Annotated in this window: 16 protein-coding genes; 6 read left to right on the top strand and 10 right to left on the bottom strand. The window is 45.2% G+C overall.

The features are described 5' to 3' along the window. Positions 1 to 340 precede the first annotated feature (340 nt). Complete coding sequence (locus tag LU351_RS03110; protein ID WP_232592538.1) at positions 341 to 1351, bottom strand: aspartate carbamoyltransferase; 1011 nt, start codon at positions 1349 to 1351, stop codon at positions 341 to 343. Between the two features lie 263 nt (positions 1352 to 1614). Here LU351_RS03110 and LU351_RS03105 point away from each other — a divergent pair, with 263 nt between their 5' ends. After that, positions 1615 to 2514, top strand: coding sequence for a DUF2971 domain-containing protein (locus tag LU351_RS03105; RefSeq protein ID WP_232592537.1), 900 nt, complete (start codon positions 1615 to 1617; stop codon positions 2512 to 2514). 88 nt (positions 2515 to 2602) lie between these two features. Here the strand turns inward: LU351_RS03105 and sbcB are convergent, their stop codons facing one another. The 8 genes from sbcB to LU351_RS03065 all read right to left on the bottom strand — a co-directional run bounded on the left by sbcB (position 2603) and on the right by LU351_RS03065 (position 17435). Next, on the bottom strand, positions 2603 to 4048 hold the full coding sequence (gene sbcB, locus LU351_RS03100; protein ID WP_232592536.1) for an exodeoxyribonuclease I: 1446 nt from the start codon (positions 4046 to 4048) through the stop codon (positions 2603 to 2605). A 214-nt stretch (positions 4049 to 4262) separates the two neighbouring features. Further along, positions 4263 to 4631, bottom strand: coding sequence for a 4a-hydroxytetrahydrobiopterin dehydratase (locus tag LU351_RS03095; RefSeq protein ID WP_232592535.1), 369 nt, complete (start codon positions 4629 to 4631; stop codon positions 4263 to 4265). 183 nt (positions 4632 to 4814) lie between these two features. Next, a complete protein-coding gene (locus tag LU351_RS03090; RefSeq protein WP_232592534.1) occupies positions 4815 to 7031 on the bottom strand; it encodes a TonB-dependent receptor in 2217 nt (738 codons plus the stop codon). Between the two features lie 369 nt (positions 7032 to 7400). Continuing rightward, positions 7401 to 9347 (bottom strand): dihydrolipoyllysine-residue acetyltransferase, encoded by a 1947-nt coding sequence (gene aceF / locus LU351_RS03085; protein ID WP_232592533.1) that lies wholly within the window; start codon positions 9345 to 9347, stop codon positions 7401 to 7403. 178 nt (positions 9348 to 9525) lie between these two features. Next, entirely contained in the window at positions 9526 to 12177 is a 2652-nt protein-coding gene (gene aceE, locus LU351_RS03080) for a pyruvate dehydrogenase (acetyl-transferring), homodimeric type (RefSeq protein WP_232592532.1), read from the bottom strand. Between the two features lie 772 nt (positions 12178 to 12949). After that, complete coding sequence (locus tag LU351_RS03075; protein ID WP_232592531.1) at positions 12950 to 15952, bottom strand: insulinase family protein; 3003 nt, start codon at positions 15950 to 15952, stop codon at positions 12950 to 12952. Between the two features lie 97 nt (positions 15953 to 16049). Next, positions 16050 to 17129, bottom strand: a complete 1080-nt coding sequence (locus tag LU351_RS03070; protein WP_232592530.1) for an AI-2E family transporter — start codon at positions 17127 to 17129, stop codon at positions 16050 to 16052. 72 nt (positions 17130 to 17201) lie between these two features. Beyond that, positions 17202 to 17435 (bottom strand): sulfurtransferase TusA family protein, encoded by a 234-nt coding sequence (locus LU351_RS03065; RefSeq protein ID WP_232592529.1) that lies wholly within the window; start codon positions 17433 to 17435, stop codon positions 17202 to 17204. 328 nt (positions 17436 to 17763) lie between these two features. Here LU351_RS03065 and LU351_RS03060 point away from each other — a divergent pair, with 328 nt between their 5' ends. From LU351_RS03060 to LU351_RS03050, 3 genes are all read left to right on the top strand, one after another. Further along, positions 17764 to 19272, top strand: a complete 1509-nt coding sequence (locus tag LU351_RS03060; protein WP_232592528.1) for a M48 family metalloprotease — start codon at positions 17764 to 17766, stop codon at positions 19270 to 19272. A gap of 446 nt (positions 19273 to 19718) precedes the next feature. Next, complete coding sequence (locus LU351_RS03055; RefSeq protein ID WP_232592527.1) at positions 19719 to 20396, top strand: AHH domain-containing protein; 678 nt, start codon at positions 19719 to 19721, stop codon at positions 20394 to 20396. Between the two features lies 1 nt (position 20397). Continuing rightward, complete coding sequence (locus LU351_RS03050) at positions 20398 to 21048, top strand: hypothetical protein (RefSeq protein ID WP_232592526.1); 651 nt, start codon at positions 20398 to 20400, stop codon at positions 21046 to 21048. A gap of 105 nt (positions 21049 to 21153) precedes the next feature. Here the strand turns inward: LU351_RS03050 and rutR are convergent, their stop codons facing one another. Beyond that, on the bottom strand, positions 21154 to 21834 hold the full coding sequence (gene rutR, locus LU351_RS03045) for an HTH-type transcriptional regulator RutR (protein ID WP_232592525.1): 681 nt from the start codon (positions 21832 to 21834) through the stop codon (positions 21154 to 21156). A gap of 296 nt (positions 21835 to 22130) precedes the next feature. Between rutR and rutA the strand changes: the two genes are divergently transcribed. Both rutA and rutB read left to right on the top strand, forming a co-directional pair. Further along, positions 22131 to 23219 (top strand): pyrimidine utilization protein A, encoded by a 1089-nt coding sequence (gene rutA, locus LU351_RS03040; protein ID WP_232592524.1) that lies wholly within the window; start codon positions 22131 to 22133, stop codon positions 23217 to 23219. Then, a complete protein-coding gene (gene rutB / locus LU351_RS03035; RefSeq protein ID WP_232592523.1) occupies positions 23219 to 23968 on the top strand; it encodes a pyrimidine utilization protein B in 750 nt (249 codons plus the stop codon). Before rutA ends, rutB begins: the two co-directional genes overlap by 1 nt. Positions 23969 to 23983: the final 15 nt, after the last annotated feature.

Here is a 23983-nt window from a genome sequence, read left to right as displayed (position 1 = left end):
CCTCAAACCACGCAGACTTGTGTTTTATTTTAGGGAATATTGATTGGCAAATTGATGACTCAAACAGTTCATATGGAAGGTCTGAAGAGACAGTGCACAGAACGAGCCAAGCTCCTAATGCCGCTTAATCACTTAAGCTATTATTCCAAAAGGCACATTCCGTGTAAGGAGAATAGTAGACAGACAACCTAGATGTAACTGTGACACACATCACACAATATGTGCAATATATAAACGAATTAATTAGGGAAGCCTTCACTTTTATCTCTATTGCCCCTAACAGACGGCATACCAATCAATCTATGCGCGCAAAAAGAGGCAAATTGTCCCAAAGTGTCAGTTATCGACCTACCGTAGACCAACTCACCTCATGAGAGTATTTGTCCACCAAATGCACCACATCGAGCACTAAAGCAAACAAAGCCATGCGAACCAGCAACCCATTATCAGTTTGCCGAAAAATAGCTAAATTGGGATTCTGGTTCAAATCGTTGTCCAGCTCATTGGCATCGGCACGAGAGTCACGAGGCAGTGGATGCATAATGACGGTATTAGGCTCACAAAATTGGGTATAAATCGCCTGGTTTAAGCGGAAACGACCGCGATACAAATCCGCTTCATCCTTAGAGGCGAAACGCTCTTCCTGAATCCGAGTGGAATAGACGATATCTACATGCTGGATACTGTCCGTCAGAATATCCGTCACCGTCACACGATGACCAGCCTCCCTTAACATCTCCACAATATAATCAGGCATTGCCAGTTCTTCAGGAGACACTAACACTACTTGAACGTTATCGAATTTGCATAAAAGTTTGCTCAGGGAGTGGACCGTCCGACCGTATTTTAAATCTCCAATCATAGCGATTCGCAAACCATCTACATCACGACCACGATGCGCTAACTCCTTATGAATCGTGTACAAATCCAACAATGCCTGACTCGGGTGTTCGTTCGGACCATCACCACCGTTGATGACCGGGACACGACTGGCCTGCGCAAATTCTTCTACAGAACCCGACTGAGGATGACGCATACAAATGACATCGCTGTAACCCGATAGTACTCGGGCGGTATCGTACAACGACTCCCCTTTCGCGATGGCAGAGGTTTCAAATCCTGTGGTTTCACGAACATTGCCACCCAATAAGTTAAAAGCACAACCAAAGCTGACCCGTGTTCGCGTACTGGGCTCAAAAAACATGTTGCCAAGAATGGCACCTTCCAACACTCGCGTAACCCTCTCACGAGCGGCATAAGGCTCCATATCATCAGCAACTGCGAAAACGCGTTCAATGGAGGAGCGATCAAATTGTTGTATCGAAAGGATATGACTACCGGTAAAATCCACAAAAATTCCCCTGATGCTCTAGGCTAAAACTAATCGCTAACAACTAGCAGCTAAAAAAACGTTAGGCAAAACGCGGCGCATTGTAGCCATTTAATGAGATATAAAGAAACGTTGTATGCTCACCTTTATCTGTAAAAGTTTTTAAAACTGGCTGTCATTACTTTGTAAACTTCTTTGCCAGTGTGCCGATACCCACTATGTTGCCCTTGGCACAATCAAACATTGCGGGGCACCCGTGTATTAATGAAAAATAAGGACAAACCGTGCCTAACCACTCTCCCGATGATCTTGTAAAATTTTGTGATGCCAAAACGGCTGAGAAAATCCTCACAGAACAAACCTTGCGCTGGAGCGCCCCTCACCTATTTTCCGACCCTTTTGAGCTGAACCACGAAACACAACTCACCTACGGACCATCCGATTTACTCTCTGCCACCATCAAAAGTGCGTCGGCCATGCTATTTAGTATTGAAGCCCCAACAGGCAATACCCCTCTTTTACAAGCCATCAGGCGCTGGCGAGAAGAAGAGCGATTTGAGTCCCCAGAAGAAGCCGAAGTAGTACTGAAAGATTTGCTTGCCAAAATGGTGGACGCTCGCCTGAAAGTTATAGACCAGATCATGGTGGACTGGCGACGTTTTACGCGGACTTTACGTATCTGCAGTTTTTGTGCGAAGGCAGACAATATTTCGGCATGGCAAGACTTTGGCGACCACCACCGAGGCATCGCTATACGGTTTCAAGCCGGGGAGTACACTGCACTGCCCAACCCCAAACGAGTTGTCTACCAAAATGTAAGGCCGGAGATTACCTCGCTGAAAGAACAGCTCTCAGCGATCATTCATGCTGACCCCGAACGCCCTCAAGATAACTTCATGAAGAAATTCACCACTAAACCCCCTTTTCTATCGGCACATCAAGAGTGGCGATGTTTCACTCAGGTTGATGACAAAAAAGACAATAGCAATCAGGAATTATTTAAAGATATTCGCTTTGAGCGAACAGAAGTCAAGGGTATTTACTTTGGTGTTTATACCCCAGGCCCGGTTAAGAAAGCACTGTACGCCAAAATTAAAGAACTCTATCCACGAGTAAAAGTCTACCAATGTCGCGCACTGCCAGGAAAATATGAAATTGTTTATGAGCGCATTGGTCAAAAATAGCGCCATGAAAGCATGAAAATACATACGCCCTGTAAGGCTCTTAACTACACTAAAGCCAGCACTAGATTACAGGGCAACAGAAAAATTATTAATAGAGGTAGGAAACCAGCTCATCCCCATAGTTTGAGAGCGACTCAAGAATATACAACTGAGAAGGGGTCAATTCCTGCGTTTCCTGCAATTCAAATATCCGCTCTTGCAATGCGTCTATGGTCACCCCTCCCTGAGCCGCATCGGTTAATCTTCCTAAACAAAACATCGCCCAACGACGTTGTTCTTCATCCCCCAAAACTTCTGGAAAATTTCTGGCTCGATAACGCCAGAATAATTCTTTTAAACGAGCGTCTTCAAAAGGCCATGAGCGACTGACCAACTCATCCGCCGATGCTTCGCGAACTTGCTGCGCCAAACGTTTATCGTCTCCGCCCAAAAAACCGCCATACAGAGCTGAATCGGCATCCTGATTAAACTCTCGGGTTTCGGTAAATACCGACTGCATTTTTTCCACCAGATTGTGAAACAACTCTGACTGCGCTGCGCGCATTTGCTGCCAATGTCTCCGGCAATCGTACAGAGAAATTCCTAAGCGTTCAGCAGACGATTCGTCCAAGAGTTTCGGGGTAGCCAATACCGGGCATTTATTAACGTGCACCAATTTTAAGGGAATACGCGACTCACCCTCTGCAAGCTCATGAGTGGGGGTATAGAGTTTTTCTCGAATGGTCTCAGCACTGCAATTCAATAATGCCTCAGGAGAGACACTCAAATCATACACAATCACCGCATTTTTATTGACTGGATGCATCGCTAAGGGCAATACCAATGCCGCACACCCCCGCTCTGCCGGGAATCGAGATGAGATATGCAGCAGCGGTTTCGCACCTTCAATATCGATCATTTCCAATACCCGCTTTTTATTGCGCAGGCCATGTAAATAATCGAACAATTTCGGTTGCTTATCTTTTATTAAACGCGCCACGGCAATGGTTGCCATAACATCTGATAACGCATCATGAGCACTTTCATGACCAATACCATTGGCGGCGGTAATATCTTCCAATCGAAAACTCGGCTTTCCAGAATCGTGGGTAGGCCACTCAATCCCATCGGGCCGAATGGCATACGCCAAACGTACCATGTCGATAATATCCCAACGACTGTTGCCGTTTTGCCATTCCCGCTCATAAGGATCGTAAAAATTACGCCACAGCGTATAACGGGTGACTTCGTCATCAAAGCGGATAGAATTATATCCCACCGTGCACGTACCGGGCGTAGCCATTTCCTCGTGAATACGACGAATAAACTCCACCTCGCTCACGCCTTCCGATAAAGCTTGCTGTGGTGTTATGCCCGTGACTAAACATGCCTCTGGGTGAGGCAAAAAATCAGGCGTTGGGCGACAGTACATCACCAAAGGGTCACCGATCACATTCAGTGACTCATCGGTACGAATACCCGCAAACTGAGAGGGTCTATCTAAGGCGGGGTTGGCTCCCCAAGTTTCATAGTCATGCCAATAAAAGGTATTCAAAAGTCACCCTTGCTTTCATTATGAGTCAAAACGCGTACTGTAACACGAGGGAAAATACGCTGCTCAACTCAACGAGGGGCTCAAGTAAAGGAGTGGCAAAGAAAGGATAAAAGAAATAGCAAAAAAAATAACTAGGCCAAACCCAAAGGATTGGCCTATAGCATTCACATTATGAAAACGGAAAATGTAAACGCCGATGAGTTACAAACAAAACTTAAGTCACTGAGTCTGTCTTTGCCGCCATTATAAAATCATTTTTGTGCAAACCACCGATTTTATGTGTCCACCAAGTGACCGTGACTTTCCCCCACTCCGTCAAAATACCAGGATGATGTTTGTACTCTTCTGCCAGCGCACCGATTTTATTGGTCAACTCAAGCGCCAAGCGAAAGTTTTTAAAGGTGTATTCTTTTTTTAATTGCTCAACGCCGTCTAATGTCACAACTTCCCAACCGGGTAGTTCAGCAAGTAAACGCTGGGCTTCGTCCCCTTCGACCAAGGGCGCCCCCACTTTACAAGCCTCACAAGCTTGATCAGCCAAATCACAAACAGGGGTATCTTGGGTGGAATCTGGTGATGCCATACGGTATCTCCTCATCTTTTTAGGATGTGTTCTCTCATTATTGTTATCGATCACCTTTTGAGTCATCGCTGAGCGAGTGTAACGCGACACAGGAAGATTTGCACATCCTACGGTCTACCCTTCAACTACCTTTCAACCACCCTGCACCCCTTTCATTTATCCTACTTACCGCCCCATAATTTCTCAAAACTCAGCCGATAACCGGACTCCAAATTCACTCAAATCATTATTGAGAATCTGCAATACATAATCTCCCGTATTCAATCGCGCATTATCGTATCGCTCGTCGAAAATATTACGGCCATACAGAGCGATGGTATAAGCTTCGTCTTCTGTTTTATAAGCGATATCAAAATTCGTGATTTCACGGCTATCGATTTCGGTAAAACGTCCTGGAAGATCACTGGGTTCACCATACATGCTGTCACGGAAGGAATAATCGAGACGGGCGATTATTTTTCCACTGTTTAAATAGTGTGTATACGATGGGCTAATACTGGCAGTGAGTTCTGGGGTGAGTGGTGCGACAGGTCTAACGTTATTTTGTTTTTCCACTTCAACATCGATATAACCTAACGAGGTATGAAGCGTGAAATTTTCATTGAAATAGACTGTACTTTCCCACTCCACACCACGAGAGGTTTGCTCCACAATCTGATTCGTGGTGGTGAACCCAACACCACTGGTGGAACTGACCTGATAGGGCAATTCTTCATACTCGGTATTAAATACAGCAATCGACATACTTAGGATACCGCCAATCGAACCCTTCATGCCGGCCTCGTAATTAACCGCCGTGATATTATCGGAAGCAACGACACAATTGTTGGCTTGAACGGCGGCAACAGCCGCAGCAATGGCGTTTTCATCTCCTGCGCCCAGTGCATCAAAACCACCGACAGCACCAAAATCACCAAAAATACAGTACGGACGAGCAGGGTATTGCCCCGATTGGTAACCCGTTTGGATGGTGCCATAGAAATTGATGCCGTTATCCAAGGTGTAATTGGCAGCGAGCTCCCAAGTTAACTCATCCCAGCTGTCGGTATCACTCACGTTACCAACAACATCAAAGACGTTGGCAGTCACGTCTTTTTCATCTTCGGTATAACGTAGGCCGCCAGATAATCGGAACTGATCTGTAATATCGAAACCCACATTCACAAATACTGCTTGGCTGGTGGTATTTTGCTCTAAAAAGAAGGGCGATGGTCCACCGTTAAATACAGCATCCGGTTGTCGGTTAGAGCCGTCTTCTTCAAATGCATACAATCCCGATACAAAATCCACGCTCCCAAAATCGCCATTTAACTGCAATTCGATCGACGTCTGTTCCGCTTTACCTTCTTCAGGAAAGGATAAAAAATCATCAAACAAACTGTCGTCATCCAAACCCGCTTTGTAGTCAGAGGAGCGATTACTGTAGATGGCTTTAGCAGCCATTGTATCACTGAAGTCCCAGTTGGCGGTGACCGATAAACCCCGAGCATTGTTGCGAACCTCCGTCACATTTAAATTACCCGTCGCATTATCATAGGCATCACGGGTAATATCCGCTTGGGTATAACCTGCCGAGTCCAAAGCGCCACCGGGTAAAATTAATGTCGTATAAGGGCGCAATCCACCTTTACCATTGTTACCATCCGCCGTTGCGACCAAACTGAAATCGCCCTGGGTGTATTTAACCGAAAACCTTCCATACATTTCTTCCAGCTCACCCACATCGTATTCAGCATCAGGGACATTAATAAAATCACCTACACCGTCGCGCTCGTTGTAACCTAAGTTAATGTTGAAGGCTAAATTTTCATTAACTCCATGATTGGCGAAGAAATCCGTTTTAATGCGCCCACGCGTACCACCTTCTACTGACACTCTGGTGTAACCGTCAGTATCCGGTTCTTTCGTAATGATGTTGATCGCTCCCCCAATGGAGTTACGACCATAAAGGGTTCCCTGCGGCCCTCGTAACACTTCGATGCGCTCAATGTTATTCAAATTCCAATTTTGGCCAACCTGACGTCCAAGATAGACGCCATCCACATACACACTCACACCTGGGTCGGTGGTAATTAAGTGGTCTTGCAAACCAATACCACGAATAAAAGGGTTAGCAGAGGAGGTGTGTCCTGCTGAAAAACCGGTAATATTCAGATTGGGTACGAACTTACCCACATCGGTTAAATCAGTAATACCCTGAGAAGCTAACGCATCACCACTGAACGCACTGATCGCTATCGGCACTTCATAAATACTCTGCTCTCGTTTTGTGGCCGTTACGGTAATTTCTTCAATCGTGCTCGGTTCCGCACTATTTTCTTGCGCCAAGGCTAATGACGAAGACAGCATGGTGCAAATGGTTGCAAAAGGGAGAAAACTAGATACGGGTTTACTGCTCATACATCCTCACTTAATAGCTATTTCAAATAGGCTCGATAATGTTTTTATTCTTTATTCAAGTATCGTTTTGAAACCAATTTTCATGCCATATAGGAAAAATAGGATACTCTAGGTACTTTTTGAAGAACTTATTATTTTTCTACCTACTAAAATTTTCAGAATAACTACTTGTGTACTCAAGAGCTAATAAAAAGCAACCAAGAGCGCGCTCTCGAAACTCGTTATACAACCAATTCGTTATACAACCAATTCGTTATACAATCCGAGACATTGAAGGGGTTATTTTAATCCTGTCTGACAGACGCAACTCACCCACAAAAAAACCGAGCAAATGCTCGGTTTTTTTGTGGCCTGATATAAAATCAGTAATTACAACAGCAAGCGACGCACATCGGCAATCACACTCACTAAGTAAGTGAAAAATCGGCCGCAATCAGCGCCATTAATAGCACGATGATCGTAACTCAATGCCAATGGCAACATATTACGAGGCTCGAAGTCTTTGCCATTCCAGATCGGCTTCATTTGCGCTTTAGATACGCCCAAAATAGCCACTTCTGGTGCATTCACAATTGGGGTAAATCCATTGCCACCCATCGCACCCAAGCTTGAAATCGTAAAGCAACCACCCTGCATATCCGCCGGGGTTAACTTACCATCTCTGGCTTTTTTGATGATGGCATTGGCTTCTTCCGCCAATTGCCATAGGCCTTTTTTGTCTACATCACGAATGACAGGCACCATCAAACCATTCGGCGTATCCGCTGCTATACCAATATTGACGTAATCTTTTTTCACTAATGATTCACCATCAGCGGTAATAGATACGTTAAATGTTGGCTCTGCACGTAAAGCTGCTGCGCAGGCTTTTAGCAAGAATGGCAATGGCGTTAATTTCACACCGCGTTTTTCTGCTTCGGCTTTTAAGCCTTTACGGAACGCTTCCAACTCTGTGATATCGGCATCATCGAATTGGGTAACCGCAGGAATATTCAACCAATTACGGTGCATATTAAAGGCCGTAATTTTCTGAATTTTCGTCATTGGCACCACTTCGACTTCACCAAACTTGGTGAAATCAATTTCTGGCATGGCCGGAATACCGCTACCCGATGATGCCGTAGGCGCTTTGTCTTTCTGTGCGATGATCTTCTTAACGTAGTTATCCACATCTTCTTTCAAGATGCGGCCACGCGGGCCTGTGGCTTTCACTTCTTTTAAGTTGACACCCAAATCACGCGCATGGGTTCTCACCGCAGGGCCGGCATAGACATCCGTCGCAGCAGAATCCAACGCACCTGATTCTAATGGTGAAGGCGTAACCGTAGGTGCCGGTTTCGAGACAGCTGTTGAACTTGTCGTTGCAGCAGGCTGGGGTACGGAAGATTGTGCTGAGGGAAATTGCGCCGCCACCGGCGCTGCCGCAGCAGAGCCTTCTAGGGTAACCACCAAATCACCGGAACTGATTTTATCGCCGATCTTGATGGCAATTGAAGTCACTTTACCCGCAGCATTAGCAGGTACATCAACCGTTGCTTTGTCCGTTTCCAGCACCGCTAGTGTATCGCCTTCAGCAATGGTGTCGCCCACCGCTACACTAATTTCGATCACTTCAGCGTCTTCGGCACCCTCCGGCACTGTCGCTTGCAAAGTAGCAGGCGTGGCCGTTGCTGCAACGGGAGCTGGTTCTGCCTGAGCAGCCGGTGCTGGCGCTTCGGTCGGCGCTGGCACCGGAGCACTGCCACCGCCAAGGCTGACCACCACATCGCCCGAACTGATTTTGTCACCAACGGTAATCTTGATTTCCGTTACGGTACCCGCCGCATTAGCTGGGACTTCAACGGTAGCTTTGTCGGTTTCTAAAACCGCAAGAGTATCGCCTTCGGCAATGGTATCGCCCACGGCAACACTGACTTCAATCACTTCAGCTTCTTCGACACCATCGGGAACGGTGGCATCCACACTCGCAGCTGAAGCTACTGAAGCCGCCGCTGCCACTGACGTGGGCTCAGCGACAGGTTCTGGGACAGCTTCAGCAGCAGGTGCGCTGGCGCTATCAGAGGCACTGCCCGTCGAATCGCCGGTAGAGACTTCTCCTATTTTGTCGCCTTGGCTAACTTTATCGCCAACGCTCACCGTGAGCGAGGCAATGGTGCCTTCGAACTCACTGGGAATTTCCATGGTGGCTTTGTCGGTTTCCAATACAATGAGTGACTGCTCGGCGGTAATGGCATCACCGGGCGCGACGCACACTTCGATAATTTCCACACCCTCTGCGCCGCCAATGTCTGGAACAGTGATATCTTGAGTAGACACTGTAACTCCTTAATTCTGTTGTCGTAGCTGTCAGTCTTCGGTAAATCGTGATCGTTTTAGACGTTTTGCGTTTTACCGGTTACATTCGCTGTTTGCTTAACGACGATTCGCATCCTCGATGAAATTCATCAATATTGAGGAGCCAATCGCCGTCAACAACACCTAACAGCGCAGTGGCCTAGCAACTCATAGGCTCTGGTTTTTCGGCGTCAATACCAAATGACTTCATGGCTTTGACGATGTCGGATTTTTCCACTTTGCCCTCTTCGGCCAACGCCGTGAGTGCAGCAACCACAACGAAGCCGCGATCCACTTCGAAGAAGCGACGTAACTTAGCGCGAGTATCACTGCGGCCAAAGCCATCGGTACCCAAAACGGTGTACGAACGTGGCATAAAGGCACGCAATTGTTCTGCGTAGGCTTTCATGTAATCAGTCGCCGCAACGATGGGGCCTTTGGTGCCTTTCAAACACTCAGTGACGTAAGGCACTTTTGCTTCGTCTTCTGGGTGAAGCATGTTCCAGCGAGCCACCGACTGACCTTCACGGGTCAGCTCATTCACACTGGTCAAACTCCAGATATCGGCATCTACATCGTACTCATCGCGCAAGATTTCCGCTGCCGCTTCCACTTCACGAAGAATGGTACCCCCACCCAATAATTGAATTTTCTTACCCGATTTTTTCTTACCCGGCTTCAACTGATACATCCCTTTAATGATGCCCTCTTCAGAGCCTGCTGGGATTTCTGGGTGAACGTAGTTTTCGTTCATGGCGGTCACGTAGTAGAACCAGTTTTCCTGGTCTTCGAACATACGCTTCACACCATCTTGAATAATCACCGCCAATTCACCGGCATAACACGGGTCATAACTTTTACAGTTCGGGATGGTGTTCGCCATAATTAAACTGTGGCCATCTTCGTGCTGAAGACCTTCACCATTCAATGTGGTTCGCCCTGCCGTTGCACCAATCAAGAAGCCGCGTGCTTGAATGTCACCGGCCAACCAACACAAGTCACCAATACGTTGGAAACCAAACATTGAATAGAAAATGTAGAACGGAATCATTGGGCAACCGCTGTTGGTGTAAGCCGTTGCACACGCTAACCATGCTGACATAGCGCCCGATTCGGTGATGCCTTCTTCGAGGATTTGACCTTTCTTATCCTCTTTGTAATACATGATCTGACCGGAATCGTGCGGGGTGTATTTCTGTCCCGCAGAAGAATAAATTCCTAACTGACGGAACATGCCTTCCATACCAAAAGTACGCGCTTCATCTGGAACAATCGGTACGACACGCTGGCCGATGTTTTTGTCTTTCACCAACGTCGATAACACACGAACAAAAGCCATGGTGGAAGAAATTTCACGCTCACCCGAACCTTTCATTTGCGCTTCAAAGGCTTTTAATTCAGGTGTTTTTAAGACAGGGAATTCGGTGTTACGAGATGGGATCAACCCGTTCAACGAACGACGACGCTCCATCATATATTTCATTTCTGGGCTATCTGGCGATGGACGATAGTAAGAAACTTTTTCTAATTCTTCATCACTGATCGGGATACCAAAACGATCACGGAAGGCGCTCAAATCATCTTTACCGAGCTTTTTCACCGAGTGAGTTTCATTAATGGCTTCACCCGATGCGCCCATACCGTAACCTTTTACGGTTTGCGCAAGAATCACCGTTGGCTTACCTTTGCTGGCCATTGCTTCGGCATAAGCAGCATAGACTTTAAATGGATCATGCCCACCGCGATTGAGGTGCATAATGTCCTCATCGCTCATGTCTTTTACCAACTCAAGTAACTCTGGGTATTTACCGAAGAAATGCTCGCGGGTATAGGCTCCACCATTGGCTTTATAATTTTGCAATTCACCATCGACCACTTCGTCCATGCGCTTTTGCAACAAGCCGGTTTTGTCTTTTTCAAGTAATGGATCCCAATGACGACCCCACAATACTTTGATGACATTCCAACCTGCACCACGGAAGACACCTTCGAGTTCTTGAACGATTTTACCGTTACCACGAACCGGGCCATCCAAACGCTGCAAATTACAGTTAATGACGAAGATAAGATTCTCTAACCCTTCACGTCCGGCCAAAGAAATCGCACCCAGCGTTTCTGGCTCATCACACTCACCGTCACCAAGGAACGCCCAGACTTTACGATCACCACGTTTCACTAAATCACGAGCAGACATGTAACGCATAACATGCGCTTGATAAATTGCATTGATGGGACCAAGGCCCATAGAAACGGTTGGGAACTGCCAGTAATCCGGCATTAGCCAAGGATGCGGGTAAGACGACAAGCCATTGCCATCGACTTCGCGACGGAAGTTATCCAATTGCTCTTCGTCAAAACGACCTTCTAAATATGAACGAGCATACATGCCTGGTGCAGCATGGCCTTGGAAATAAATTAAATCACCGGGCTGATCACCATCATTGCCTCGGAAGAAGTAGTTAAAGCCCACATCATACAGTGTGGCTGCCGATGCAAAGGTCGCAATATGGCCACCTAAGCCATCTTTATTATCGTTAGCGCGAATCACCATCGCCATGGCATTCCAACGAATTAAAGATCGAATCCGGCGCTCCATAAAGAGGTCGCCCGGCATACGTTTTTCTTTAAACGTGGGGATGGTGTTGCGGTAGGGAGTGGTTATGGCTTGTGGTAGCTCCACGCCGGCTGCATTGGCTTTTTTAGCCAACTCGATGAGTAACTGAGCGGCACGCTCTGGCCCGGCATGGCGGATGACTGAATATAGCGCGTCAGTCCATTCCTGGGTTTCCAGGGCATCGATGTCCTCTCGCATTAATAATCTCCTCGGCACTGCACCCTTAAACGTAAGAGTCAGGGTATGGTTTCCAGAATATTTCAAGTCAACATTCTTGCTCTGTCTTCATCGTGGTAACAAATCAACAAAAGCAGAATATCAACCCCAATGGTTTTAATTAGATGATATGGGTATTCCTAAACTCAGTATTTATTGCGGTTAGCGAACACTGAATAAACCAAATCCTTATGATGACCTCTTTCTAGACCCAACGACATTTTTATCAACGCACTGCTATTGCTTTTTTTAAACAGAGAAGCACAACAATGTGTTTACTTAAGTGCATCGTTTGCTCTCTATATGCACCGGATTACGACATAAAAAGGACGATATCACTAAATTGTGTAGTATTTTTACACAAAAAATGGAAGTTTTCTACATGATCAATAACAGAAATGACCAAAAAAGACGGCAAAGCCGGGCGAAAAAGCGTTCAATGCCGAACAAAAAACAACCCAAACGAAGTATTGTGCGCCAAAATGTCATTTTATGTAATTTTACTACAAAAAATCACAAACTAACTACAAAACTCGACATGGTGGCTTTTTATTCACATTGACAGGGAAATTGGCTTTGGCACGCCCTGTTCAGGGCTCATCCTTGTGCCTCAAACCTTTTGACCAAAGCCTTTTAATAAGACCTTGTAACGAAGAATTGAATCATACGGAATCATAATGACGATTTATGACAAAACGAGTCTTGTGGCGAGGCCACCCCTTTACTCTGCACACTTCACTCTACACATTTTTCACTATGGATAGCGGTAACCTTTACGACCCAATTTAAAACTTTGAACATCATTCAACCACAACGCTTTCGGAGCCTCTTCGCCGGTGGCCCCTGCCGAAAGCCACAGTGAGCGAGGTTGCTGTAACAACACTCGGTTAACATAGGCCGCAAAAGCTTCCGCTGAAATACCTTCAACCATCCTAGCCAATTGCTCACGTCGATCAAACGATACCCTGCCCGCTAAAATATCTGCCCAATACTTTGAGCTCTGCTCGCGAAGATTTTTCGGTGATTCCAATAATTCGCCAACCAAAGACTTCTTGTGCTGCTCGAACTCCTTACCCTTACTGACAACCACTTTATTCGCAAATGCCATCATGGATTTCTGCACCTGCTCGACAGTGGCCGAAGGCGACTGCACAACAAAGGTGATGGCCGGGACATTTTTTAACATCATCGAATTGGTATAGACGATGTAACCCAATTGTTGTTCGGTTCTCAATTCATGGAAAAAACGGGACGACAGCATTTGCTCCAACAACATCACCCTAGCCTGCTCTTCCAAAGAGTCGTCCGCCCCCTGCACATACCAAACAAGCGCCTTGTCGGGATGATCGACCGCAACGGATTGCCAAATATTGCCCTGTGGTAATTCAATAACATTTACGGGCGGAATATTTACCGAACCTTCCGGTACAGCAGGTGTTATCTCTACCGTCTCCTCACCCGAGGCATCAGCTACAGGCCTAAGGTTAGCAACGGTTAATTTAGGTGTGATTGTTTCGATTTTTTCAGCTAATTGATACGCTTGCTCACTACTGAAATTGCCATTCACGAGAATATGAGAAACACTCCCTTTAAACACACCGCTGGCAAATTGATTTAACGATGCCAAAGTAACGGTTTCCAGTGCGGCTAATTTTTGCGCATTCGGCCAACTGACGTTGGTCAAGGTGGAAGGAATCGCATAATACAGTTGTTTATAAGGCGCTTGCTTAACGGCATTTTTCCAGCGCTGACGCAAACGCTCTTTAACACGATCAAACGATGTTTGCTCAAATTTCGCCGTCGTAAGCGCCTTTAATACCATGTCTAATAATTTTCCCTGCTTTTCGGTAAAGCCGGAAAGATGCACATCAAAACCACGCTGCTGACTATTGAGAGCGTAACGAAGACCCGCCAACTGGGCGGGATAACTGTACGCTTGCAATTTATCCACCACCAAATCAGCCATCAATGCCGTTTTTACAGCATTCAAGGCAGACGTACCCGAAGTCGGTGTATCCACACGAATCGAGATACTGCCTTTGGGTGCACCAAAGTCGGTACCAAGCCGATGCCACACATGCTGATGAGGTTTATCCACAATCAGAGAGGGAACAGGCTGAGGCTCGGGGTCAGGCACCAATGCTAAATTACCGGGAATAAACGGGTTCGGCTCGTACAAAGCCAAACGCGATTTTAACTCCGGCTTTACACTCCATTGGCTCTTCACCAAACGTTTCACAGAATAAGGTGTAGTGTACAACTCCGTTATTTTGTCGGTCTTCACTTCGGGCGCGGTAATCGTGAGCCATAAGTTTTTCGGCGTCATCTTCGATAAATATTTAACCAGCAACCCTTCATCGTAGGTGTCATACAAGTAAGGACCACGATTAATTTCTTCAACAGGAAATTCATGAAGACGACTGGCTAAATTACTGGCCGTCCAAAATGTATTGCCTTTTTCTTGATAATCGAATTCGATGTGTGCAATTTCTTTCTGTTCATTAAAACGCCAACGCTGTAACCCTTTTTTTCGCAGTTGCTCGATGCCCGCAAACACTAACCCGACAATCTCGTCGGTATGGGCATAACCTTCTTGCGTTAAACGAATGGTAATTTGAAACAAGCCATTATCACGATCTTGAGCACCACCACCAGCCGATAAAGAATCTGCCCACCCCTGTGTTTTTAAGACATCAATAATGCTTCCCGGCCCTTCATGACCGAGTACATTACCAATGTAATTTAACGGCTTCGCTTTAAAATGAGGCTGAGGGTTTTCTACAGGAAAAGCCAAGGTGAGTGTGCGCTGTTCTTTTTCGGGTTGAACATAAACCGACAACGGCAAATCACCTGGGGAGAAGAGCGGCTGAGACATACGCTCTAGTAACACATTCGCTTGACGCACCTGATTAAAACGAGGCTCAACCATTGCCTGTAAAGCATCAAGTGATTCTTTTCCAATCACGACCAGCGCCATTTGATCGGCAGAATAAAAGTGATCATAAAACGTAAGCAGATCTTCTCTTACGGTTGAATCTGGGCGATCCGCCAAGGTGGTTAAATTACCAACACTGAATTTTGCACTGGGGTGAGACGGGTTAAATACCTGCCGAAATACATCGTAAGCACGGCGATATTCGTCTTTTAATTTTGCACTGTACTCGGAATGAACCGCTTTTCGCTCTCTGTCCACATACTCCTGATTAAATAATGGTGCGATAAAAAATTGAGAGAATCGATCCAAAGTGGGTTCTAAATAAGCAGAATCGACTTCGAAAATATAATTGGTGTGCTCAAGACTGGTATAAGCGTTATGAGTGCCGCCATGCTGCTTAATGTATTCTTGATACGCTTCTGGTTTAGGGTACTTTTTTGTGCCTAAAAATAGCATGTGCTCCAAGAAGTGCGCCAAACCCTCACGCCCCTTGGGGTCATCTCCACTCCCCACAAACACATCCAAAGAGGCCGCCGCTTTATCGGATGAAGGGTCGGAAATCAAAAGTACTTTCATGCCATTCTTTAAGGTGAGATAGCGATACAGGCGATCATCATTAGGGCTAACAACCACATTACGAGGCTCACCTTCGCTATAGCCATCCAAACTAGCCTGTGCGAAAACATCCGCAATAGGTAAGATCAGTAAGATGAACAGATTCGCTGTCGCTAAGCTTTTTAATGATAAGCGGATGGAGGGGAAGCGCGTTCGATACGAATACGTTCGATATGTTAATGAGGGCTGAGTGAATGTATACCGCACAACGTTACACTGAATAAAACATTGCATAACGTACTGACACCACCTAATACCATGCATTACCAATTACCACCTTAATTTTTAAATTTATGACTTTCGATTACGGCTCTTGGCTAGACAATTGCGCCGCTTCATCGGCTAGGGGCCACGCATTAAAAATGGCTTTAGTAAAAGTGGCTAAAGGAATAGCAAAAAACACCCCCCAAAAGCCCCACAAGCCCCCAAACACTAATACAGAAAGAATGATTGCCACTGGATGCAAGTTAACGGCTTCAGAAAATAACAACGGCACGAGAATATTTCCGTCTAACGCCTGTATGACACCGTAAGCAAACATCAGCCAAAATAACTCATTCCCCCAACCCCATTGAAAGAAACCAATCATCGCCACAGGAATGGTAACGACCGCTGCGCCAATATAGGGAATCACGACGGATAATCCCACCGCCAAGGCCAATAATAATGCGTAATTTACTCCCATAAGAGCAAATGTAATGTAACTTGCCACCGCAACAATAATGATTTCGATGACTTTTCCACGGACATAGTTGGCAATTTGCAAATTCATCTCGGCCCAAATTTTGGACATCACAGGCCGTTTACGAGGGAGAAATGACGCACACCAAGTTAAAATGGTTTGGCTGTCTTTAAGAAAGAAAAACACCAGAATGGGTACCAAAACGAGGTACACTAATACGGCCATTAACACCGGAACATTGGCAATTGAAAAGGTCACAATACCCTGGCCCAGCTCACCCAGCTCATGCCGCATTAAATCGTGTAGATCTTTTACTTGTGCCTCACTGATCAACGATGGGTATCTTTCAGGAAGCACCAACAGCAATTGCTGCCACTCTCCCATCATACGCGGAAATTCGGCGAACAGATTTTTCAGCTGATACCACAACCCCGGTAAAATCACCAAAAACGCCAATACCAAAAAGCCCACCAAAACCAAAAATGCGATGCTAACGGCCACCACATGAGGAATTTTCAAGGCTTTTAAATGTTGAACCAGCCCTTGCATTAAAAAGGCAATAATGCAGCTGGCAATCATAGGAGCCAATACTGCCCCCATTGTGAGTACAATAAGCAAGCTCGATACTAATAAAATGGCCAGCAGAACCGCTTCTTCATCCGAAAAATAGCGGTGAACCCAATTGCCTAAAATCGTGAGCATAAATGTGGGAAATCCTTAGGTTTAAATAGCGTGATGAGTAGATCGTTTAATAGAATAGACGGCTCAACATGGCTAATGTGTTCGACGCAACCGGTAGCGATAGACGCCCTCTTCTTCAGATGATACCAAGAGGTCATGGCCACTGAGCTTCGCAAACGCCGCAACGTCTTTTTGCGAACCAGCATCCGTCGCCAACAACTCTACCACCTCCCCTACCGAAATATTATGAAGGGCCTGCTTCATTTTCAGCAGCGGCATCGGACACTGTAAACCACAAGCATCCACAATTTGAGCAACTTTTGTCATGAACTTCCTTACAATAGGGTAAACATTCTCAAACACAAACAACATAGCCACTGGCTTTTAACCTCACCCTTGGCTTCATTACTACAGTTTCATTACTACAGCTTCATTGCTACAACACTCCGCCCAATCATGAAGATGACAGAAAAAGGGGGCTAACGGACAACCGCCAGGAACCATTCTGACAAGTCCCAATCCAATCACCATGAATACAAAAGCGGCGATACCACAAAGTGGCTATAAACTACCGGTTTCACACTATGATTGGAACCATGCTTTGAACAATCGTCGTTAACGTATACAGTGGTAAAAAACAATTGGAATTTATGAAGTGCTCAATCGCCCCACTTTCCCTCAACGATGCCCAAACAAAACTCTTTGGCAAACACTGCCAAGTATCCTCTACATAGCGTTTTTAGCTGTTTTATTCTCTGTTTATTCTACACAGAGCTACGCCAATACTAAGAATAATATCCTCTTACCCGACTTAGGCGATGCCAGCTCAGGCTTAGTCTCACCCGCCCAAGAATACAGGCTTGGGCAAATGTGGTTACGAATGTATCGCAGCCAAGTGAGAACCTCTTCCGACCCTCTCTTACACGAATACATTGAAAACTTACTGGCGGACTTAGTTCAATACAGCGAACTCAAAGATCATCGATTGGACTTATTGGTGGTTCCCAACCCCACTATCAACGCCTTCGCCGTTCCCGGTGGCGTGATCGGTGTTCATACAGGCTTGTTTTTGTATGCAGGCGATGAAGACCAGTTTGCCTCAGTATTGGCACACGAATTAGCTCATTTAAGCCAACGGCATTATGCGCGCAGCCGCGAGAAACAAAGCAACTCCAGCATTCCCACCATGGCGGGCATTTTAGCGAGCCTGGTACTGGCCGCCACCGCTGGGGGCGATGCCGGTATGGCAGCACTCACCGCTACCCAAGCCGCTGCCTTAGATTCACAACTGAGGTTCAGTCGCCAAAACGAGCAAGAGGCCGACCGAATTGGCATGTTAACCATGGTCAATGCGGGTCGTAATCCCGATGCCGGTGCACAAATGTTCGAGCGTATGCTCAGAGAAACTCGCTACAGAAGCCGCCCCCCTGAATTTTTACTGACTCACCCGGTTACCGAATCCCGAGTGGCAGATGCTCGCAACCGCGCCCAGCGTTACCCCAAGCGACAATACAATAGCAATGAAGAATTTTATTTGATGCAAGTAAGAGCACGCCTTGCGCACGAGACCAACTACAGCATTGCAGCGAAACGTTTCGCCAATGAATTAGAGGGGGACACCCCCTCAATGTTAGGCAGCCGATACGGACTAGCCCTATCGTTGACCGAAAGCGGCCGATACGATGACGCCAGACGCAACATTAATTTATTACTAAAAGAAAAGCCTGACCATATCGCCTTTCATATTGCGGCGGCCAAGCTTGATGCGAAAGAAAAGAAATTCGATCAAGCCCAAAACCGACTGCAAAAACAATTGCAGTATTCCCCCCAAAGCCACTCACTCAATATCGCACTGGCAGAAATTCTGATGGATGCCGGCCGCTACGCTCAAGCTGAAATCACCTTAAAACAACACAGCCAACGACGCCCTAAAGATGAATATACTTGGTATTTATTGGCCGAAGTACATGGCCTTGCTGGAGACATTTTGGGCTTACATCAAGCTCGTGCAGAATATTTCATTTTGAACGGTATTTTTGATAAGGCCCGCAGGCAATTGGAAAACGCCTTGAAAATCACTGGGGATGATCAGTATACGAAAGCTCTGATTCAGCAACGATTGCTGGATGTTGCTCGAATGATTAAAGAAGTGGATATGCGGTAATTTTTTGCTTTCATTATTTTCTACCTTTTCCACAACAATCTCAGTATATTGATTGCCATTTTAAGCATTAAAAAACTGGGCTCGATCAACATTATTTACAAGCTCTAACATTGCGCCACAATTTTGTGGCGCACACTAGAAAGCCAAATAAACTTCATAATTTCGACTTCACTTCTTCCAGTATGATATTTTGGATATTGCTTAAGGCACTGAAAACGCTTTCTCTACGTTGGCTGACGCCAAAAAAACCGCTAGGAACATATTCAATCCGCAATCGCAGAAGGGCAAAAATGTGATTAGAGCGGTGAGGAAATATTAGCCACAAAATGCAAAAAGTTAACATACCTAATGATGCGCGCGCCAAAAATAAATACAACGTCTTATCATCGTGTATTCACCATTGATAGAATCACCGCTACCAAAAACTATTTGAAATAGGACTACAAATGGTGCAAGAGTCAAATGTGGATGTCTATGAGGTTCAGCCTCATGAACTTGTGTGCGGTCTCATAGAGGTTATCAGAGAAACCGAAAAACAGATAGGCTACTACGAGATGAAAAAGATGACTAAAGAGCATCTTGATAAAAACTCGAAACCTATCTTTGAAAAGAAAGCCAAGAATTTAACCACTGCTGAAATTACAGCACTGGCTTCAAAGTTGTACACAAAACTGATGATGAAAGGGACTATACAAGCCTTGTCCGCGCTTTCAAAATATCACGCTGAAGCAAAGGGCATGTCAAAGCAACAGCTTTTGAGCGATAGACATAAACCCAAACGTCTATCGAAGCATATGGAAGCTACCGGAATACCAAAACCTTTAAATGTAGCAGCTCACGCAATAGTGAGTGGTAGACACCCCGAAGCGAAAGCCGCTAGAAGAATACTAGCCAAATTTAAAATTAGAATAGATGACCCTGATAACGGCGTATATCTACCGCGAGACTCTCGATTTCTTCCTCATGAAGATATGCCGAATGCCCCAAGTCATGCGAAAATCCATACAAAAGAATATTATCTAAATGTTACCAATATTTTGTCAGGCACGACATCACCGCTTGAATGCCGAGTAGCCTTAAAGTTGATAGCGAAAAAATTACAAAACGGAACACTGGAATATTGACATGAAAATATATGCTGTTAAACCTGATTCTAAATTCAGATTCATATTCCCTGAAGATTCAGTTTATGATTCAGACGAATGGGAATTCAAATGTAATTCTAAAGCAGGGATAATACCTCTGCATTTTAAAGCTTACTTTAATAATTTTGAGGAACCAATCCCCGATATTGCTTGGATAGGTATGAGTACGTTTGCATTCCGAAAAGATGTTGCTATGAAATTGGTAGACATTCTTGAAGAATCAGGTGAACTACTTCCTTTTACTGTCGATGATGAGCAGTGGTACTGCTATAACGTTCTTTCCAAAACTGACAATGGTATTGACCACGAAAAATCAAAGTATGAAATTGACGATGGTGAGATGCGTTTCGGGTTAAAAGAACCGGCATTTATTTTGGATAATTTGCCTGATACATCGCTGTTTAAAATTAAAGAAGACAATTATACGATGATGTATTGCATTGATAATCGAGAAACCGAACATGATGTTCTTGGCAACTTCTTTTGTGCGATTGCCGCACATGGCTTTACCGGATTAATATTTGAGGAAAATGGCTCTGTATTTGGTAATTACGCAAATCGTCAAAAAGATGAATTACCCGATGATGAAGAGTTTATGCCGGATGGACGCCGCCCTAGAAGAATCGATTAGGAGGAGGGGCCTAGAGGTCCCCGTCCAATACTCTCAGTAGAGGTTAAGTGTTGAGCAAATATTATCCCCATACAGAGGTTAACTGGGCCAAAGAAGACCCTCAGCTCAAACTCTCGGCCTCACTCCTTCCAAAATAATATTTTGAATATTGATTAAGGTACTGTTAAAAAAAGCCCTATTATTCAAATTTTTTCCTGTGACCGCTTGAATTTGAACATTAAAATCCGCGTAGTGTTGGGTAATTGCCCAAATACTGAAAATTAAGTGGTAAGGATCCACTTCTGCCAACTTTCCTTGCTCTACCCACTCTTTTATCACGGCTACCTTATTTTCTATTAACGTCGTTAAGGGTGATTCCAGCTCCTGAATGAGCAATGGTGCACCTTGAACTACTTCCATACAAAATAATTTCGACTCAGCAGGGTAGTCCCTCGACAGCTCTAACTTCACTTTAATGTAATGAGCAAGCGCCTCTATGGGGTCTTGCTCTATTGAAAAGCTTTGCAAAGGCTTTAGCCAAATTTCAAGTAATCGAGTAATCACTTCAATATAAAGCTGTTCTTTATTTTTAAAGTAATACAATACATTACTTTTCGAAACATCCGCTTTTTCGGCAATCTGTTCAATACTGGTGCCATTCACTCCATTTCGGGAGAATAGATCTAATGCTGCCTTCATAATGGCGGCCTTTTTATTTTCTTGTGCTTTTTCACGCCTTTTTTGTGAGCTTGGGCTCAAAACCCGTTTAGCACTTTTTTCACTAGACGATATTTTTTTGTTTTTCATTACCACTTTTCTTTATTTAACAAATGACTTTCACCACCACTATGATAATCCATTCACACTCATTGTCACTTCGCACCGTATTAAAACAATACTGCACCAGGAGTGAACAAACCAAAAGATCCAAATTGGACCAAATGGTCTAATTACAAGTGATAAAAATTCACAAATCATTGATTACAAAGCATTTTTTACTTTTGGCTTATTTCATGCTTTGCGTAAATACACACAAACCAATATTTATTGGCGTTTCATTTCACGAGTTTTTCGCAATAGCACAGTAAATAAGAGAGGCAATCATGGACATCGGAGTATTTATCCCCATTGGTAACAACGGCTGGCTGATATCGAAAACATCACCACAGTACAAACCGACCTTCGATTTAAATAAAGAAATTGTGCTAAAAGCGGAACAGTATGGTCTAGACTTCGCCCTCTCTATGATTAAATTAAGAGGCTTTGGCGGTGAAACTGAATTTTGGGACTACAATTTAGAATCCTTTTCGTTGATGGCCGGTTTAGCCGCCGTCACCTCCAAAATTAAACTCTATGCCACTGCCGCCACTTTAGTCTTACCCCCCGCCATTATGGCGCGCATGGCAGCCACCATCGATTCTATTTCACATGGCCGATTTGGCGTTAACTTGGTTACCGGTTGGCAACGCCCTGAATACTCACAAATGGGCATGTGGCCAGGGGATCAATTTTTTGGCAACCGTTATGAATATCTTGATGAATACATCAAGGTTTGTAAGGAATTATGGGAAACCGGGCAAAGTGATTTTAAAGGTGAGCACTTCCAAATGGACGATTGCCGTATGCTGCCCAAACCAGAGAAAAAAATCCCGATTATTTGTGCAGGCCAAAGCGCAGCAGGCATGGCGTTTTCTGCCAAACACGCTGACTACAACTTCTGTTTTGGCAAAGGTTTAAATACCCCCACCGCTTTCGCCCCAACGGCTGCACGCTTGCAAGAAGCCGCAGATGACGCCGGGCGCAATGTTGGCTCAACCGTTCTCATCATGGTGATTGCCGACGAAACCGATGAAAAAGCCATGGCCAAATGGGAAAGTTATAAAGAAGGTAAAGATCAATCTGCCATTGATTGGATGACCACACAGGGTTCAGTCGATAAAAAATCTGGCAAAGATACCAATGTAAGAGATATGACCGACCCAACCTCTGCCGTGAATTTAAATATGGGCACACTGGTTGGCTCTTACGCTTCTGTTGCCGCCATGCTCGATGAAATTGACACCGTGCCTGGCTGCGAAGGTGTTCTTTTAACGTTTGATGATTTTATTAAAGGGATGGATGATTTTGGCACCAAAATTCAACCGCTCATGAAATCAAGACAACATGTTTCTGTTACTGCTGGAGCCGCATAATGACAGGCTCTTCACAAAGCACAAATTCACTGGCCGAGTTTCAAATTGCAGGGACAAATGAAGGTTCTAACACAAAGGTATTGCCCGCAAAGCCCGAGCCGTTAGCGTTTAATCCGAAAGAAACCGCCGTTATTGTGGTAGACATGCAAAATGCCTATGCCAGCAAAAAGGGTTATTTAGATAAAGCGGGGTTTGACGTTTCTCATACAGGCCCGGTCATTGACAATATTGCCAAAGTCATTGGCGCGGCTCGAAGTGCGGACATGCCCGTCGTCTTTTTTCAAAACGGATGGGACCCACAATATCAAGAAGCCGGCGGCCCCGGCTCTCCTAATTGGTATAAATCCAACGCCCTAAAAACCATGCGTAAACAACCCGAGCTTATGGGCACTTTATTGGCAAAAGGCACGTGGGATTACGAACTTGTGGATGAGCTAACACCACAAGAAGGCGATATTGTTATTCCTAAAACTCGCTACAGCGGATTTTACAATACCAATCTGGACAGCATGCTACGCAGCCGAGGCATTCGCACATTAATTTTTACCGGCATTGCCACCAATGTGTGTGTGGAGTCCACCTTAAGGGATGGTTTTTTTCTCGAATATTTTGGCGTCATGCTTGCAGATGCCACACACCAAGCGGGCCCCAAAGAAATTCAAGAAGCTTCGCTCTTTAATGTGGAAACCTTTTTTGGTTGGGTATCTAACGTCAACGATTTCTGCAACACCGTAACAGGCACTGACTGATTTTAATCATTTATT

This window comes from Marinibactrum halimedae (assembly GCF_021234875.1).
GTDB classification, from domain to species: domain Bacteria; phylum Pseudomonadota; class Gammaproteobacteria; order Pseudomonadales; family Cellvibrionaceae; genus Marinibactrum; species Marinibactrum halimedae.
The sequence above is the reverse complement of the archived record's forward strand: the minus strand, read 5'-3'. Positions and strand labels throughout refer to the sequence as shown.